Here is a 17,643-nt window from a genome sequence, read left to right on the forward strand (position 1 = left end):
GAGGTGAAATAGGTGCCCGCACAGATCAAAATCTCAGCACGCCAAATTATGATATTAACGGCTCTATTTACGATCGGGAGTGCAATCCTCATCATTCCTTCAGGCATGGCGTTGGTAGCCAAACAAGATGCGTGGATTGCCGCGCTCGTCGGGGTCGGGGCCGGGCTCCTTGTCTTGTATTTGTACAGCAAGATTGCAGCTCTGTATCCAGAGATGACTCTGATTGGGATTATGGAAACCCTGCTCGGAAAATGGTTAGGCAAAGCCGTCGGTCTTCTGTTTTTCACCACACTTTTCATCAATGCTCCCGCTCCCGTTTTATTTTATTTAGGGAATTTTATGACTACTCAAATGATACCAGAAACACCAATTCTAGCGGTAAATATCCTTTTTGCGCTTATTATATTGTTGGCTGTTCGGCTGGGCCTGGAAGTGCTGGTCCGTTCTGCCGAACTGATGTTTCCGTTATTTACTCTTCTTTATATTTCTTTTACAGGTTTAGTGGTGTCCAATATTAAATTAGAAAACATTCAACCTGTATTAGAGGCGGGATTGGGACCTATTTGGCCTGCTGCCCTGTCCTTTGTTAGCACTGTGTTTATACCTCATATTATTCTGCTCATGATCTTCCCGGCTTCTGTAAATCGTTCCGATCAAACCCGTAAAGCTTTTTTCATAGGCAGCCTAATTGGCGGATTAATGTTGGTCGTGGTGGTTGCACTGGCAGTTTTTGTATTAGGTCCTGATTTAACGGCAAGAAATATTTATCCTAGCTATGCGTTAGCCAAAAAAATTAACATCGGAAATTTTTTACAGCGTATCGAAGCAATTATGGCTACCATGTGGTTTATTTCACTCTTTTTCAGAATCACGCTGTACATGCACACTACTGTGACAGCAATAGCCCAAATCTTTCGTTTGAAAAACGACCGGCAACTGGTGCTTCCTCTCGGGATGATTTTAGTCATCATGTCCGTCATCGTGTATCCCAATGTCCCATATCAACAAATCTATGATACAAAGACGTGGGTTCCTTATTCACTATCAATCGGGTTGTTTCTTCCCTTACTGCTGCTCAGTATACATGCCCTGAAAAGGTTGGGGACAAAGAAGAATAACAAGCCGGATGATAAACGTGAAGATAGAGGTGAAGATGGTGCCTAAGCAAGTTAAAATCTCCACACGGCAATTGTTGATCTTAACGATATTATTTACAATCGGCACTGCAATCCTCGTCATCCCTTCCGTTATGGCCGCCACTGCTAAACAGGATGCATGGATCGCAGCACTCGTCGGAGTGGGCTCCGGGCTGCTGTTGATATGGCTGTACAACACGATTACCATCCTGTATCCACAGATGACCCTGATTGAAATCATGGAGACCCTTTTGGGCAAGTGGTTGGGGAAGTCTGTTGCTCTGCTGTTTATGGTTATGTTTTTTCTGGGGGGTCCTGCTGCGGTGTTGTATGATTCGGGGAATTTTTTGACTACTCAAATGATGCCGGAAACGCCGATGCAAGCGGTCAACATCCTCTTTGCGCTCATTGTATTGATGGGCGTGCGCCTGGGACTGGAAACGGTAGCCCGTTCTGCTGAACTATTGTTTCCCTTGTTCATTTTGCTGTATACAGCTTTTGTCATTTTAGTCGTATCCAATATCAAACTGGAGAACGCCCAACCGATGCTGGAGAAGGGAGGCGGACCCGTTTGGTCTGCCGCCTTGTCCTTTATTAGTATTGCGTTTCTGACCCATATTGTTTTTCTAATGATTTTTCCGTTTGTCGATCAGCCCGATCAAGCGCGCAGGGCTTTTTTAACAGGGGGACTGATTGGCGGGTTGATTCTGGTTGTGGTCATTGTATTGGCCGTTTTGGTTTTCGGCCATGAATTAACAGCAAGAAGTATGTATCCGAGCTATTCATTAGCCCAAAAAATAAACATTGGAAATTTTCTTCAGCGTATTGAAGCGATCATGGCCGCTATGTGGTTTATTTCGCTCTTTTTCAGGCTGGCTCTGTATATGCAATCGATTATGATAGCCATTAGCCAAATCTTTAATCTAAAAGATGATCGTCCGCTGATCTTCCCTATCGGAATGATCCTGATCGTCATGTCGGTGATCATATACCCAAATGTCCCATACCAGCAATCCTGGGATGCAAAAATATGGACACCTTTTTCCTTATCTATGGGCCTTTTTCTGCCTCTGCTGCTGCTCTGTATGCATGGGATACGAAAAATCTGGTCAAAGAAAAAAATAGGGACCGAAGGATAGATCACATCCATCGTACGAGCCCTCCTACGAGCATCGATGAAATTTTTTTGCTGTTACCTGTTTACATCCTCCTCTTTTAGTTTATTTTAAACGAGTATTAAGCTGGCGCTAAGATTGGGTGTGTATGATGTATATTAGAATCTGGTAATTACATAAAGCCGGATCGGCTAAAGGCATAAACATTACTCCCGTTGGATATCCATATAAGGCTCCACCCTGGCAGAAATTGAATGAAACACAAAGGAGATTTACACTTATGAATCGAAAACGAATTATGGTCATCTGTACACTGTTGCTGGCGTTATCTATTGGGCAGTCTTCTACTTGGGGAAGTCGGGCTAATGCTGCTACACTGGCTCCAGAGAGAGCCCCTCAGGTACAGGATAATGAAGCTTCCAAGGATGATGAACTTTTGAAAACACTGGGCGCATCCTCGGATGAGCAATTGTATGATGCGTTATATAACGGTCAAACCTTGGCAGATATTGCACAATCCAATAAACAGGACGCACAGGCTGTTGTTGATTTACAGGTAGCTCAGTTAACGGAGCAGTTGGATCAACGACTGGCCAATAAGAGCATTACGCCTGAGCAATACGAAGCCCATAAGGCAGAATTGACACAGGTCGTTGCTAAAAGTGTGTTCGGGCTGTAAGCAGTGACACACTTGGCCCGCTTTACGCCGTAGTCCATGCCCCCTCAGAGATGCTTCCGAATTCATGTCAAAAAGGCGCTCCCCGATGGGATGAGCGCCTTTTGGCTTGTCTATATTTTGTTTTAACTTACACTTGATATACTCGGATCAAGTTCGTAGTACCTGCCTCAGCGACTGGAACACCTGCCGACAGAACTACAGTATCCCCTTTATGGATATAACCTGCATTCAGCGCGTTACGGATGGAGGATTCGAACATTTCATCCGTTGTAGCTACTTTATCCCCTTTGATCGGGAACACACCGGATAACAGGCAAATTTTAGCGAATACCGTGTTATTCGGAGTAACCGCAATAATAGGTGCCTTCGGACGATATTTGGATACCATACGTGCCGTGAATCCGCTGGCAGTCGACGTAATAATCGCTTTCGCATCCAGTTCCAGGGACGAACTCACCGCTCCCTGACTAATCACTTCCGTAATGTTGGTGCTTTGACGTGCTCTGCGCTTATCGAACTGCTCCTGATAATCGAATTGTGATTCTGCTCTGGCAGCTACAGCGGCCATGGTCCGTACAGACTCGACAGGATATTTACCTGCAGCAGATTCGCCCGACAGCATAACAACATCGGCTCCTTGCATAACAGCATTAAACACGTCACTAACTTCGGCTCTCGTCGGACGTGGGTTCACCTGCATGGATTCCAGCATGTGGGTAGCTACGATAACGGGCTTGCCGACCAGATTACACTTGTCTATCATTTCTTTTTGCATCACAGGCACATCTTGAATCGGCACTTCGACGCCCAGATCGCCACGGGCTACCATAATGCCATCGGAAGCTTCGATAATATCATCCAGGTTTTCCATGCCTTCAGCATTTTCGATTTTGGAATAAATTTGTACATGCTCAGCATGATGTCCCTTCAAAATCTCACGGATTTCACGGATATCGTCGCCTTTACGCACAAAAGAAGCCGCAATAAGCTCAACGCGCTGCTCCACCCCAAATTGGATGTGCCTCACATCTCGCTCCGTCACGCCTGGAAGGGTTGTATGAATCCCTGGCAGGTTTACACCTTTTCTCGGCTTCAAAATACCGCCGCTTACAATATTACAAATCATTTCCGTACCCTCGATGGAGGTTACAGTCAGATCAACCAAACCGTCGTCAATGAGAATGCGGTCGCCTGGTTTGATGTCCTTCGGCATATCCGGGTAATTCACTGAAATACGATGCTCGTCCCCTAGAATCTCTTCTGTGGTCAGAATGAGCTGGCTACCTGGTTTCAACAGACAAGATGCCTCTCTCAGCTTGCCAATCCGTATTTCTGGTCCTTTAATATCCATCATGACAGGTATAAAGGTATTCATTTCCTTCGCAGCCTGCCGCACATTTTCGATACGTTTAACGTGATCTTCCAGTTCACCGTGAGCCATATTCAAGCGGGCTACAGTCATACCAGCCTGAATCATTTCTTTTAACAAATGAATGGAGTCACAGGCAGGTCCCATAGTACAAATAATTTTCGTTTTAAGCATAGTAATGTCATCCTCCTGAATGTCTTTACTGTATGGTTTTCTATTCCACTTTGCTTCTCTATCTACATTAAACTTATATGGCTCTATTCTACCTGTACCCGTGCACCAAGACTATGAACTATAGTATGATGAATGTACTACAGTATAATGAATATTGAAGACATCGGGGAGTGAGTTTCGTGATTACATTGGTGGATATACGGCAGGACAACGGTGTGGACTGGTATGAAAAGGCTAGTGCAAATAGCGACAACGATGACTTACTGTTCATTTTGGTCACCTTTGGCAAATGTGTATATTGGGTGAACGATTGCAAATTCATTCTCGGTAAGGGTGAAACACTGCTTTTACCCGGTCATCTGGATTACTATGGCAAGAGCATTCCTACGCTTTTTCATACCAAGTATGTGATACATTGTCGCAAAACATGTACGAACAGCACACTTCCCATACTGAATACTGACAAGCCGTTGTTGATCAAACCTGGATGCTACGATATGCTGCATGAACGGATCAAATCGATGTACTTTCAATGGACTGAACACCCTAGCTACTACACCATGATGGCTGACTGTCTGCTGACCGAGGCCATGATATATATGAATCAGGAATGGGACAAAGGCGCCATTTCTTGCGATCGAGAGCGACATGTAGAACATATGAAACAGTATATCCAGAACCATTACCGGGAAAAGGTAACCAAGGAGGAGCTTGGCGACGCCATCCGTAAAACCCCCAATTATGCCGCGACGCTGCTGCGTGAGGTAACACGCCAAACGATCAGTGAGCATGTACATACACAACGTATTAAAACCGCCATCTACATGCTGACCGAGTCCCGGCTAACGATTCGTGAAATTTCGGAGTATGTGGGATATAGTGATGTTTCCTATTTTCATCGAATCTTCAAACGGTTGACAGGCTGCTCGCCGTCCGAATTTCTGGATGAACGTTCCTCAATCGTTTAGAACTACAGAAATAGGATTATGGGAAGATGATACGAAGCAATTTTAAATTTGAAGCTAGAAAAAAGAACGCTCATTTTTTCGAGCGTTCTCTGGGAAAATTAGTTTTCTTCCTCTTTTTTTTCGTAGGTGAAATTTCTTAAAATGACCTGCTTTGTTTTAGTAGTTATTTCTTCCCCCTTATTATCCAAATTTGCAACCTGATCGCTTTGAAACTTGTTTGGAACCTTAACGGGATAAAAATCTCCGTGCTCAGTTAACAGGACATGGGGTTGTTTAGATTGAGCTAGATGAGTTAGTTCTTTCTTTCTCTCTGGTGAGAGCCAGTTAGAATCATCGGTTGCCTTAGTCTCAGTTTTGGTTACACTGGTTTTAGAATCGCCGGTTACTTTAACCTCAGTTTTAATTTCATTAGCAAAAGTTTGGCTTTGAATGACGGTTATAACCCCTCCGATAAGAACAGTTAGACCTAAAACAACAACACTTGTTCTTAGTCGCTTGTTCACACGCACACACCTCCCTTCCCAAAAGATGTATTACGTATTTTAAAAAATATTAGTATTATAACGAGTTCATAAAAAAACATAATAATCGTTAAATAAAATAGTATTAAAACGTAACGTATCCATTTCCTGAAATCGTATAATCATTGAGGTTAAGTACCATTACCTGATATTGTCCAAAACCTGGAGCTTTAATTTGAAAATCCCTATTTTCATCTGTATATCTTCCATAAACGGCAAAAACCTCTCCCAGATAATTTTTGTTCACGAGCAGGTAACCTACTTCAGGGCTAGACCAAGAACTACCATCTGCCCATTGTACTACATGGAAATTCAGGATAGCTGCGTTATTAACCGAAAACTTATTAGAGTAAATAGCCCCATCGTCTCGAGAATGGTGACTAAATGACCATGCTCCCAATGACATAGGAGAAATCTTTTGATCGAGTTGAGTCTTTTCTTTTTCAACAGCAATTGATTCTATGGGTTTCGCATTTTTGATAACTTCATTATATTCTTCAGGCGTCAAACCGCTCAATAGTGAATCCGAATTAGCAATTGAAGAATATGCTGGAAAAAAAGACTGTGGGGAAGATTCTTTAGCCGATGAAGAGGAATCTGCATAGGAGCTTGCTGGGGTCAATCCGATGGCTACCAGCATGACAACTAACATAGTTACAAGAAATTTTTTCACGAATAATTGCCTCCCAAATACTAAATTTTAACAACATTTATATAATAACACACAAAATACCCATAGTGTGCATACTATTTGTAATTTTTACCTCATTGGCACAATATTTTGTCTCCTTCCAGAAGTCTGACAGATAAAAATGGACAACCATTCGGCATAAGGGAACATTTTCAGTCTATTGAGCGTTTGAAAACGGACTAACGTCCAAAGTCAAATTACGTAACCGGATACGTAATGATAAAGTCTATAAAAAAAGGTCTCCCCACCTGGAAGCTTCTCTAGCATCCCTTTTCAACAAGGGCCAAGAGCGCTCCAAAGTAGGGCGACCGTTATAGTTCATTCATATGCGTATCCGTGCTTATTTTGAAATGATATTAAGTTGAAGAACCCGCTGTTTTGACCTCTTCCAACATTTTATCGTTATAGCCAAACATCCAGGTCAGGACAAACGCTACCACCATAGCAGCCAAGTTCGCCAAAATGTAAAGCGGAAGCTGATGATTCATGTAGAGCAACGTGCCCGGAATGACCGTAACTGCCATACCTGTAGCCGCCAAATGGAAGACCGAAGCGATAAAACCGCCAACCGCACCACCGATGAGGCCCATGACAAAAGGCTTCATGTATCTCAGGTTGACCCCGAAAATAGCCGGCTCCGTAATCCCTAGAAAAGCAGACAACGAGGAAGGAAGTGCTAACGCTTTCAGCTTGCTATTCTTCGTTTTCAGTCCAACCGCCAGACAGGCAGCACCTTGAGCAGCCATAGCGCAGGTAATGATGGCGTTAAAGGCGTTTACGCCGTTCTTTTCAAGCAGTTGAATCTCCAAGAAATTAAATATATGATGCACACCTGTAACGACGATAATCTGATGCAAGAAACCGATGACAATCCCTGCAATACCGAAAGGTAAATCCAGCACAAACGTTGTTCCGTGCAGCACCCATTCTTCGAGTGAATGGAAAATTGGACCGATGGCAAATAATCCCAAAGTGATCATGATTAACAGTGTTAAAAACGGTGTAAGAATCAGATCTAGCGCTTCAGGCACCCGTTTGCGCAGCGCCCGCTCCAGCTTGGCTCCGATCAAGCCCACGAAGAAAGCTGGCAATACTGAGCCTTGATAGCCCACCACAGGAATGAATCCGAACATCGTCAACGGGTGAGCTGAGCCGTCCGCAACACTATAAGCGTTGGGCAAGGCCGGGTTTACCAGCATCAGACCAAGAACGATACCCAGCACTGGACTGCCACCAAATACTCTAAAGGCTGACCATGCGACTAACGCTGGCAGAAAAGCAAAGGCCGTATCCGTTAATACTTGTGTGTATAATAGAAAATTGGGTGAAATGTCCTGTGGCGTCATGCCGAGTAGAGCGAGAATTTGCGGCTGAGTGAGCAAGCCACGTAGCCCCATGAACAGCCCCGTAGCAACCAGTACAGGAATAATCGGTACAAACACATCGCCAAAGGTACGGATGGAGCGTTGGAAGACGTTTCCTTCTTTTTTCGCCTGACTCTTCACCTCTTCTTTAGATGAACCGGTTACGCCAAGCTTTTCGACCTCTTCAAAAATTCGATTTACCGTACCCGTACCAAAAATAATCTGATATTGCCCGGAATTGAAAAAAGCACCCTTGACCTTGTCGATCTCCTCAACTTTTTTCTGATCAATCTTCTCCTTGTCATGCACCATAATTCGCAAGCGCGTCGCACAATGAGCAAAAGATGCAATATTTTCTTGCCCACCGATTGCCTGGATCACTTCTTTAGCTATTTCTCTGTTTTCCGCCATGATGTTCATCCTCTCGTTCATTCCGTTATGTTTGATGATTAACGAACCACTTGATGTTTTAGCCTGCTCATGTAAAATCCCATTTTACCGCCTGGAAGAGAGCCTCTCCCTTGTCGGCAAAAAAGCGTATTTCGTCACTCTCTGGATGCGGAAAAATACGACTGGTGAACACCTCTTCCCCATCATTGACGAAAATCTCAACTGAAGACGTATCTACAAACAAATGTAGTTTGATATGATCTTTATCCCATGAACACTGCCGTACCTCACCATACGAAGTGGCTACAGGCTCACCTGATTGCGAACGGTCCAATACAAGTTTGCGGCTGACGGCATTATATTTAATCACCGTCTTCTCAGTCTCACTCGCACGGAATTCAATACCAAACACCTTAGCGCTCAAAAGATCTACCTCACAGATCAGCTCATAGGCCGTACCTGTAAATCCTTCATAGGTTTTGCTCTCTGAGAATAACGTGTCAGCTACCCGATCCTCACGATTTCTACGTAGCGTAGTTAGCTCAGGGATCGGCCGCTGCAAGAGTTTGCCCTCATGAAGCGTAAGCTCCCTTGGTAATGTCAGACAATGAGCCCATCCGTTCGGATCTGTGGGATATTCGATATCCGGCAGGCCCATCCATGCCACCATAATACGCCGCCCCTGTGGGTCAATCATCGTCTGTGGCGCATAGAAGTCAAAGCCTCTATCGAGCTCGTGGAATGCGCCGTGCTCCAGTCTTCTTGTTCCGGTATCCAACGGCTTGCCGATTACGTAGCCCGATTGATAAATATTGTGATTTTCATCCCCAGAAGGCTCCAAGCCCTGAGGAGAAAAGACCAAGACACCCGCTTCGTTCAGTTCAAAATAATCTGGACATTCCCACATGTAGCCAAACGACTCCAGGCCTGTGCACAATTCTCCCTCAAACTGCCACGTACGAAGGTCGGTTGATCGGTAGAGGACGGCGCAGCCTGTTAAATTCGTTCTCTGGGCACCAATCACACAGTAAAAGCTATTGCCGTCTTTCCATAGCTTGGGATCACGAAAATGGTCTGTATACCCTTCTGGCACATTGGAAATAACGGGGTGCTCCCATTTAGTAATGTGACCATTCTCGTCCATAACAGCCATGCATTGATAAGGATGTCTGATCCAGTCTTCATCTCGTGCATTTCCCGTATACAGCATATATAACTTGCCCTCATGCTCCAGTGCGCTGCCCGAATAAGCCCCATGCGAATCAAAATAATCCCCAGGTGCGATGCCAATGCCGGCACTATTCCATGTGACCAAATCTTTCGATTTCAGATGATACCAGTATTTCATCCCATGATCCGTTCCGAGCGGAAACCACTGATAAAATAAGTGGTATTCACCTTGGTAATATGAAAAGCCATTGGGGTCATTGAGCAAACCTGTCGGTGGCTGGATATGAAACACCTGCCGCCAGTGACATTGCTCCACTTTCTCCTCCAAGCTGGCTATTTCACCGGGCTCTGCCTGCTCGATCATTCGATACTTTTGTTCTCTTGTCATTTTCATAGGTGTACCTCATTTTTATTAAAACTTTCGCCTCAGGAACCGGTTCCAAACCAATGAAAAAAATATTCTATCGGAACCGGTTCCCTTGCGATTAAAAATATATACTCATCCATGGATTTGCAACCGATTCCATTTGTGCCCGAATGCTATGGAACCGGTTTCGAAGAAATTATAATCCACTTGTTCAGCGTTTGTCAACGCTTTCTCTTTCGATAAGGGAATAATTCATGACCGTCACTTTTTCTACCGATTTATGTTCTACCAGCCGCATAATATTTTGCGCTGCTACACGTCCAGCCTCCATATACGGATATTGAACGGTTGTCAGGGCAGGGTGAATGACCTCCGTAATATCGTATCCCCCAAAGCCAGTTACCGACAAATCCGACGGGATGACAATCCCTCTGGAATAAGCCGCATTGATTACGCCCAGCGCGATATTATCCGTAGCACACACCATTAACGATGGCTTGAAATGGTCCAAAATGGCGGATGCAGCAATCCGTGCATCGGACATTTTAAATCCGGTCTCATAGTATCTGATATCATACCCTGCTGCTCGCATCGCATCGTCCGTATGAGACTCAGCAGGCAATGCATCGCGAACAGCCTGCCTAAAGCCCTCCTTGCGTTGCACACCGACGGCAACATCCTTTTCAGTAACACCAACGTAGGCAATTTCGCGGTGTCCCTGTGACAAAACGTACGTGCCGATATCATATCCTGCACGATAGTCATCATGGATAAGGCTATGAAGCTGCTCGTGCTGCTGGCCCACCAGCAACACCGGAATACCGATGTCACGAATCGCGGTCAGATGGTCGTCTGTGATTTGAGCAGCCAGCAAAATGATACCCGAAATCTTTTGTCGGCCCAGCTCATAAATAGCTTCAATTTCACGCTGTACATCCTGGCTCGTATTGGAGATCAGCATCTGATAATGCTGAGAACGCAGCTCCTCATCAATCCCCATCAACGTATGGGATGTCGCAAAAGAATCCAGACGCGGCACAACGGTGCCGATAATGTTGGTCCGCTTCGCCTTAAGACTCTGGGCAAAGGCATTGGGCACATACCCCGTGGCTTTAACCACTTTTTCAATTTTACGTTTCGTATCCACGCTGACAGACCCGCCGTTCAAAAAACGGGATACCGTGCTCTTGGATACACCAGCCATTTGGGCTATATCTGCAATCGTCTTATTCATGAAGTCCCCCGGAGATTTTTCATATTCATATGCTTCCAAAACGTCTCTTTTCACATAACCCTATAATACCATATGGCGGGATTGGATTGCTGTGGCTCCAGACCCATCATGCACAAAACGCCGTCCCTTCTGAAGAAGGAAACGGCGTATCATAATGAACGTAATTTTAAAAATCAAAGTTATCCGGATCTGGACCTACTCGAAGATCGGCATTTAACGCCTGAATTCGATCCATATCCTCGCGCGTCAGTTCGAAGTCAAAAATGTCGGCATTTTCGACGATCCGATGCGCCTTGGTAGACTTGGGAATGGTGACAACTCCCTGCTGCACATCCCAGCGTAAAATCACTTGCGCCACCGATTTGCCATACTTGGTCGCTATGTCTTGCAGTACCGGATGATCGAGCAATTGGCCTTGCATTAACGGGGACCAGGCTTCCATTTGAATGTCGTTCTTTTGACAGAATTGCAACAGCTCGGCTTGGGTTAATTGTGGATGGAACTCCACTTGATTGATCATTGGCTTAATTTCAGCATCCTTCATGAGATCTTCCAAATGATGAATCTGGAAGTTGCTGACTCCAATCGCCTTAATCCGTCCTTCTTTATACAAGGATTCCAACGCTCTCCAAGCTTCTTTATACTTTCCTTGAACTGGCCAATGAATCAGGTATAGATCCAGATATTCCAGACCCAGCTTGTCCAGACTGGCTTCATAAGCTGCTCGTGTCTCTTCATAGCCTAAATCTGCATTCCACACTTTGGACGTGACGAACAGATCTTCTCTGGACAGATTATTTTCCTGAAGGGCTTCCTGAATAGCCTGCCCTACACTGCTTTCATTCGCATAGATTGCAGCTGTATCTATACTGCGGTAGCCATGCTTTACAGCAGCCTTTATAGCATCGACCAGCTCCGAACCTTCTTCCACTTTAAATACCCCAATGCCAAACCAAGGCATGTGAACTCCGTTGTTTAACAATGTTGTGCTTTGTAAGTTTTGTGTCATTTTGTATCTTCCTCTCTATTTTTTAAAAGCTTTAACCTGTAATGGTGGTTGTATCCCTTTTTTCGAGCATACGACTCCAGCCTGTGAGCAAAACCGCAACGAAAACCATAATGCTCCCGATCCAGGCCGTATGAATGAGACCGAGTGAATCCGTTACAATCCCGCCTAGATAAGCTCCGATGGCTATCCCTGCGTTGAAAGCTGCAATATTAACAGCAGAGGCAACATCGACAGCTTTGGGTGCAAACCTTTCGGCCAACATGACTACATATACCTGTAGCCCGGGCACGTTCATAAACGCAAGCAATCCCATAAAGAAGATCGTAATCAGTCCTGCCGTTTTAAAAGGTGCCGTGAACAACAGGAGAAAAAGGATCACTGCTTGAATCAAAAACATGTAAAACAAAGCTGAAAGCGGCTTGCGGTTGGCTGCTTTTCCGCCAATGACATTACCGATGGCAATCGCAATTCCATACAGCAAAAGTATAAACGTTACCGTACTTTGTTGAAATCCGGTTATGTCGTGAAGTAATGGAGATAAATAAGTAAACACCACAAATGTGCCTCCATACCCCAAAGCTGTAATGATAAATGCGAGTAGCAAGCGACCATTGGTAACCAGTTTGACCTGCTCGCGGAAAGGAGTCTTGTTCCCTTTGCGCAGCGTAGATGGCAGCAGAATCAGATTGGCGATGAGTGCCACTACACCGACGACCACAATCGCCATAAATGCAGCCCGCCAACCCCATTGCTGCCCAATGTAGGTACCCAAAGGTACACCTGTGACTGTGGCTACGGTCAACCCGGAGAACATAATGGAAATAGCACTCGCTCGCCGATCATCCGGCACAAGATCGGCCGCGATGGTGGAACCGATAGACATGAACACCCCATGGGCGAACGCTGAGATCACACGCGCAATCAGCAGCAAGGCTATTCCGCTAGAGACCGCAGCGAGGCTATTACCTGCAATAAATATAATCATGATCCACAGCAGCAACGTTTTACGGGGAACACTTGATGTTAATGAAGTCAAGACAGGTGCCCCGATGGTAACCCCTAATGCATATAGCGTTACAGTTAGTGCAGACATCGTTACAGATATATGCAAGTCTTCAGCAATCAGGGGAAGTAGTCCCACGCTGATGAACTCGGTTGTTCCAATCGCAAAGGCGCTTACGGCTAGAGCCAGTAATGGCCAGATACTTCGTTTTGATTCTGGCGACATGTTTTTCACTCCTATCTATAGAAATCTTCGACCAGCAGATGTTATTATGAGTTATTCAAGCAAATATGAACAGTACGTACTTTTTAGTGATATAGGTACTAAAAAGTACCCTAGATAAAGTTCTTTTTGATTAAAACAGGCTGTTAAGGTATGTATAACAGAAGTGATACACATGGGGGGATCTGCATTGGGGAAGAAAAAATACAACATCTCTGTTGAGGCGACGTTAGAGGTGATCGGCGGGAAATGGAAATGCGTGATTCTGTGTCATTTGACACATGGAAAGATGCGGACAAGCGAATTAAAACGGATGATGCCTTCCATAACACAAAAAATGCTGACTCAGCAGCTTCGTGAATTAGAGGAAGACGGCATTGTCAATCGGATTAGCTATAATCAGGTTCCACCCAAAGTGGAGTACGAGCTTAGTGAATATGGGTGTAGTCTGAAAGGCATTTTAGATTCTCTTTGTGCTTGGGGAGAAAGACATATTATTAAAGAATACGGGGATAAATCTACGGTTTTGGAAGATAACATTCTGAATAAGCTGTAAAGCCAAAAAGAGCGCCTGCATACATCAGCAGGCGCTTCTCTCTCCGAATTCCAAGGGTTACGAATTGGACATCATTTTAATTTGTGAAATCGATGACCATGCGTCCTTGGATTTTGCCCTGCTCCATCTCCTCGAAGATCTCATTAATGTCTTCGATCGGACGTTTTTGTACAAGAGGGACGACTTTACCTTCTGCAGCGAACTGGAACGCTTCTTTAAGGTCTTCACGAGTGCCGACCAAGGAGCCAATAACTTGAATGCCGTCCAGAACCAGACGTGGAATGTCCAGATCCATCTTATCAGTTGGAAGACCTACAGCTACAACACGCGCGCCAGCCTTTACAACGTCGATGGCCTGGTTGAAAGGTGTTTTGGCAACAGCAGTAACCACGGTTGCGTCCAGACCAGCACCGTTTGTTAGCTCCTTAGCTCGGGCGACCGGATCTTCTTTCATGCTGTTAACGATATAGTCAGCACCAATTTGTTTAGCCAGTTCTAGTTTTTCATCACTGATGTCAAAGGCTACAACTTTAGCATTGAATACATTTTTGGCGTATTGCACAGCCAGGTTACCCAAGCCGCCAATGCCGAAGATACCGATCCATTGTCCTGGTTTGATTTCACTTACTTTAACTGCTTTATATGTTGTAACCCCTGCGCAAGTTACACTACTTGCAGCAGCAGGGTCAAGACTATCTGGTACTTTGACCGCGTAGTCAGCTGTGACAATACATTGCTCTGCCATTGCACCGTCTACCGTATATCCGGCATTTTTAACTTCACGACACAGCGTTTCCCGCCCGGTTAGGCAATATTCGCAGTGACCGCAGCTTTCGAACATCCAGGCAATACTTACGCGATCACCAATCTTAAGACTGGTTACTCCTTCGCCTAATTCAATGACTTTTCCAATACCTTCATGCCCCAGAACTCTGCCTGTGACATCACCGAAATCTGCATTTTTCACATGTAAATCTGTGTGGCAAACTCCACAGTATTCGACTTGGACTAACGCTTCCCCATGCTTCAGGGAGCGTAAAGGTTTCTCTTCTACACTGACTTTCTTGTCTTTTGTAACAATTGCTGCTTTCATGTAGATCTCTCCTTTAATTAGATATGGAATTATTTTGTAATGCACACTTCATTATTATAGTAATTTTTGCCCAAAAAGGACAAATATAAATCTAACTTAAAACTATTTAATCGAAAAACGCTTCTTTCTAAGTCCTTGGACCCTTGTAGGAACTTTGTACAATAATTTACAATGTAAAAAGTTTCACATACTCTATTTGGAAGAAGGATAAAGAAACATGAAAAAAAACTGGAAAGGTTGCCTGTTCAGCATATTTGCCATTATCTTGGTCGCGTCGGTAACAGGATGCAATTCACAGCCCGCCATTTCTAGTACCACCAGCACTTCATCCTCATCGGCTAACAACGCTCATGCAGTTGTTCAGAAAGGCCCACACTGGTCCTATGCAGGAGAAGAGGGACCCGAGCATTGGGGAGAGCTGGAAAAAGATTTTGTTGCTTGTGGTAACGGCCACGAACAATCTCCTGTCAATATAGAGCATACCCATCTTGAAGCATCGCAAACGCAGCAACCTCTGCAAGTTCATTACACCAATACGAAAGCATCCATTTTAAATAATGGGCACACTGTGCAAATCAGTGTTGCCGATGCCAACAATAACATCGTGCTGGACGGTACTAAATTCACTTTAAAGCAGTTTCATTTTCATCACCCGAGCGAACACCAAATAGATGGTAAAAATGCTGAAATGGAGCTTCATTTTGTCCATCAAAGCGACAACGGAAGCACAGCAGTCTTAGGGGTCCTTATCCAAAGTGGCAAAGATAACAAGGCTTTCAACCGCATCTGGTCCAAACTGCCGAAAGATATTTCCCAAGAAGCAGCTCTGGATGAAGAAATAAATCTCGCTACGCTGCTGCCAAAAGACCTGCACTCCGTTCGTTACAACGGATCGCTGACTACCCCGCCATGCACAGAACATGTCAATTGGACAGTGCTGGAGCAGCCTATTGAAATGTCCGCAGACCAAATCAACCAGTTTGCTGCCATTTTCCCCGATAACCATCGCCCTGTACAACAGCTGGGAACCCGGGAACTGACTGCCGATAAATAATAAAATAAAGTGCCGTAAGATGTAAGGTGCATTCTATATATAAATACAACCCAAAAGCCCCCTCTATTCATCTAGTTAGAGGGGGCTTTTCGGTATTAAATTTACTGCTCATTACAAGCGCACCAGTTCCTCCACCTTCACTGGCTGACCTGTACGCATAGAACGGTTGGCGGCGATGCCTGTTAAAATGGACCATGCACCGTCGATATGTGAGGCCGCACGATGAAACCGATCCTCTGCCGGCTTATCAAAAATATCACGCAGCATAACTGGATCTCCTCCGCCATGCCCCCCCTGGCCTTCCTCCACTTCGACCTCATAAGGTGCTGCAAAGTGGGGATAGATGGTGATGGTCTTCTCTTTTAGTGCACCCTCATCTGCCTTGCTGCCGCCGGAATTAACATAGGATTGCTCGGATACCCGAACCTCCATCCGTCCCTTTGTGCCGTTAAATACGATGATAAAGCCCTCCCAAGGCATGTAAGCATTCAGTGAATAGTTCATCACCGTCTTGTTCTGATACTTCACCATGACACTCAGCGTATCTTCAATGCTGATATTGTCGCCAAATACGCTTTGATCCCGCACATAGCCATCCTCATGCTCAGCATCCAGATACATGCTTTTTAGATGTTCGTTACGGTCCAGATGTAGCGCAAAGGGGTCATTTTTCGCTGCCTTGCTGCCGTAAGCCCGTTGATAAAACTCCGTCACGCCACGCTGCTCCGCATTTTCCCGTCCGTAAAATTTCAGATCCCCCATCGCATACACCGTCTCCGGTTTTGAGCCAAGCCAGAAGTTCATCAGATCAAAATGATGCGTCGACTTGTGCACCAGCAAACCGCCGCTATTGCGCTTGTCTCGGTGCCACCGACGGAAATAATCCGCGCCATGCTGTGTATTCAGCAGCCATTCGAAATTGACTGACAGCACCTCTCCGAGCGTCCCGTCCATGATCAGCTCACGGATTTTCGTATTATGTGGCGCATAGCGGTAGTTAAAGGTGACGCGCAGTTTCCGTCCCGTGCGATCTATGGCATCCAAAATGTCTTGGCATTTATCTTCATCCACCGTCATCGGCTTCTCGGAAATGACATCACAGCCCAGCTCCATCGCCCGGATAATATACCGATGATGCACCCGGTCAATGGTCGTGACAATGACGATATCTGGCTTCGTCTCCGCGATCATCCGATCAAACTCGTGAGCTTTATAGGTCGGAATCGGCTCATGCTCGTATTTCTCCTGCAACAGCCGATTGGCATAATCCATTCTCGTCTGATTGACGTCACAGAACGCGATCAGCTCCGAGGTATCTTTGAAAACGGTAACAACTTCACCGTAAAAAAATTCGGCTCTTCCTCCAGTACCCACAAGTGCATATTTGATTTTAGCCAATTGGTTCACACCCTTTACATGAATTGCTTTTATTTTATAGTATAAGAAAGAGCAAAATCTTCGCTTTTATTATGATTTTTCCCGTAAAGTGTACATATATTATCCTTATGCATTTTTTATTAAAGGAGAC

Annotated in this window: 16 protein-coding genes; 6 read left to right on the forward strand and 10 right to left on the reverse strand. The window is 45.0% G+C overall.

The window, feature by feature from the left end; translation table 11 throughout:
• Positions 1-12: 12 nt before the first annotated feature.
• The 3 genes from MHB54_RS11420 to MHB54_RS11430 all read left to right on the forward strand — a co-directional run bounded on the left by MHB54_RS11420 (position 13) and on the right by MHB54_RS11430 (position 2,930).
• On the forward strand, positions 13-1,164 hold the full coding sequence (locus MHB54_RS11420; protein WP_023986601.1) for a GerAB/ArcD/ProY family transporter: 1,152 nt from the start codon (positions 13-15) through the stop codon (positions 1,162-1,164).
• Complete coding sequence (locus MHB54_RS11425; RefSeq protein ID WP_308457640.1) at positions 1,136-2,275, forward strand: GerAB/ArcD/ProY family transporter; 1,140 nt, start codon at positions 1,136-1,138, stop codon at positions 2,273-2,275. The genes MHB54_RS11420 and MHB54_RS11425 overlap by 29 nt, the downstream gene beginning before the upstream one ends.
• Before the next feature lie 256 nt (positions 2,276-2,531).
• A complete protein-coding gene (locus MHB54_RS11430; RefSeq protein WP_023986599.1) occupies positions 2,532-2,930 on the forward strand; it encodes a hypothetical protein in 399 nt (132 codons plus the stop codon).
• A gap of 127 nt (positions 2,931-3,057) precedes the next feature.
• On the opposite strand, the gene pyk is transcribed toward MHB54_RS11430, so the two are convergent.
• Positions 3,058-4,473 carry a pyruvate kinase gene (gene pyk, locus MHB54_RS11435; RefSeq protein ID WP_023986598.1) on the reverse strand — a complete coding sequence of 472 codons (1,416 nt, stop codon included), beginning with the start codon at positions 4,471-4,473 and terminating at the stop codon, positions 3,058-3,060.
• A gap of 179 nt (positions 4,474-4,652) precedes the next feature.
• On the opposite strand from pyk, the gene MHB54_RS11440 reads away from it, so the two are divergent.
• Positions 4,653-5,441, forward strand: a complete 789-nt coding sequence (locus tag MHB54_RS11440) for a helix-turn-helix domain-containing protein (RefSeq protein WP_023986597.1) — start codon at positions 4,653-4,655, stop codon at positions 5,439-5,441.
• Between the two features lie 98 nt (positions 5,442-5,539).
• On the opposite strand, the gene MHB54_RS11445 is transcribed toward MHB54_RS11440, so the two are convergent.
• From MHB54_RS11445 to MHB54_RS11475, 7 genes are all read right to left on the reverse strand, one after another.
• The gene (locus MHB54_RS11445) at positions 5,540-5,944 is read right to left on the reverse strand and encodes a hypothetical protein (protein WP_023986596.1); all 405 of its coding nucleotides are present in this window, start codon (positions 5,942-5,944) and stop codon (positions 5,540-5,542) included.
• A gap of 103 nt (positions 5,945-6,047) precedes the next feature.
• Complete coding sequence (locus MHB54_RS11450; RefSeq protein ID WP_028541942.1) at positions 6,048-6,635, reverse strand: hypothetical protein; 588 nt, start codon at positions 6,633-6,635, stop codon at positions 6,048-6,050.
• Positions 6,636-7,009: 374 nt separating this feature from the next.
• Positions 7,010-8,428: a sucrose-specific PTS transporter subunit IIBC gene (locus MHB54_RS11455; protein ID WP_081326318.1), complete on the reverse strand. Its 1,419-nt coding sequence runs from the start codon at positions 8,426-8,428 to the stop codon at positions 7,010-7,012.
• 67 nt (positions 8,429-8,495) lie between these two features.
• Positions 8,496-9,971 carry a glycoside hydrolase family 32 protein gene (locus tag MHB54_RS11460; protein ID WP_028541940.1) on the reverse strand — a complete coding sequence of 492 codons (1,476 nt, stop codon included), beginning with the start codon at positions 9,969-9,971 and terminating at the stop codon, positions 8,496-8,498.
• Positions 9,972-10,155: 184 nt separating this feature from the next.
• Positions 10,156-11,178, reverse strand: a complete 1,023-nt coding sequence (locus MHB54_RS11465; protein ID WP_023986592.1) for a LacI family DNA-binding transcriptional regulator — start codon at positions 11,176-11,178, stop codon at positions 10,156-10,158.
• A gap of 166 nt (positions 11,179-11,344) precedes the next feature.
• Positions 11,345-12,187, reverse strand: coding sequence for an aldo/keto reductase (locus MHB54_RS11470; RefSeq protein ID WP_023986591.1), 843 nt, complete (start codon positions 12,185-12,187; stop codon positions 11,345-11,347).
• Positions 12,188-12,218: 31 nt separating this feature from the next.
• The gene (locus tag MHB54_RS11475) at positions 12,219-13,415 is read right to left on the reverse strand and encodes an MFS transporter (RefSeq protein ID WP_028541938.1); all 1,197 of its coding nucleotides are present in this window, start codon (positions 13,413-13,415) and stop codon (positions 12,219-12,221) included.
• 187 nt (positions 13,416-13,602) lie between these two features.
• Between MHB54_RS11475 and MHB54_RS11480 the strand changes: the two genes are divergently transcribed.
• The gene (locus MHB54_RS11480) at positions 13,603-13,968 is read left to right on the forward strand and encodes a winged helix-turn-helix transcriptional regulator (RefSeq protein WP_028541937.1); all 366 of its coding nucleotides are present in this window, start codon (positions 13,603-13,605) and stop codon (positions 13,966-13,968) included.
• Between the two features lie 76 nt (positions 13,969-14,044).
• On the opposite strand, the gene adhP is transcribed toward MHB54_RS11480, so the two are convergent.
• Entirely contained in the window at positions 14,045-15,061 is a 1,017-nt protein-coding gene (gene adhP / locus MHB54_RS11485) for an alcohol dehydrogenase AdhP (RefSeq protein ID WP_023986589.1), read from the reverse strand.
• Between the two features lie 217 nt (positions 15,062-15,278).
• On the opposite strand from adhP, the gene MHB54_RS11490 reads away from it, so the two are divergent.
• Entirely contained in the window at positions 15,279-16,115 is an 837-nt protein-coding gene (locus MHB54_RS11490) for a carbonic anhydrase (protein WP_264454283.1), read from the forward strand.
• A gap of 111 nt (positions 16,116-16,226) precedes the next feature.
• Here the strand turns inward: MHB54_RS11490 and MHB54_RS11495 are convergent, their stop codons facing one another.
• On the reverse strand, positions 16,227-17,513 hold the full coding sequence (locus MHB54_RS11495) for a Gfo/Idh/MocA family protein (RefSeq protein WP_264454284.1): 1,287 nt from the start codon (positions 17,511-17,513) through the stop codon (positions 16,227-16,229).
• Positions 17,514-17,643 lie beyond the last annotated feature (130 nt).

The sequence above is a fragment of the Paenibacillus sp. FSL M7-0802 genome (assembly GCF_038004945.1).
Classification (GTDB): Bacteria; Bacillota; Bacilli; order Paenibacillales; family Paenibacillaceae; genus Paenibacillus; species Paenibacillus polymyxa_B.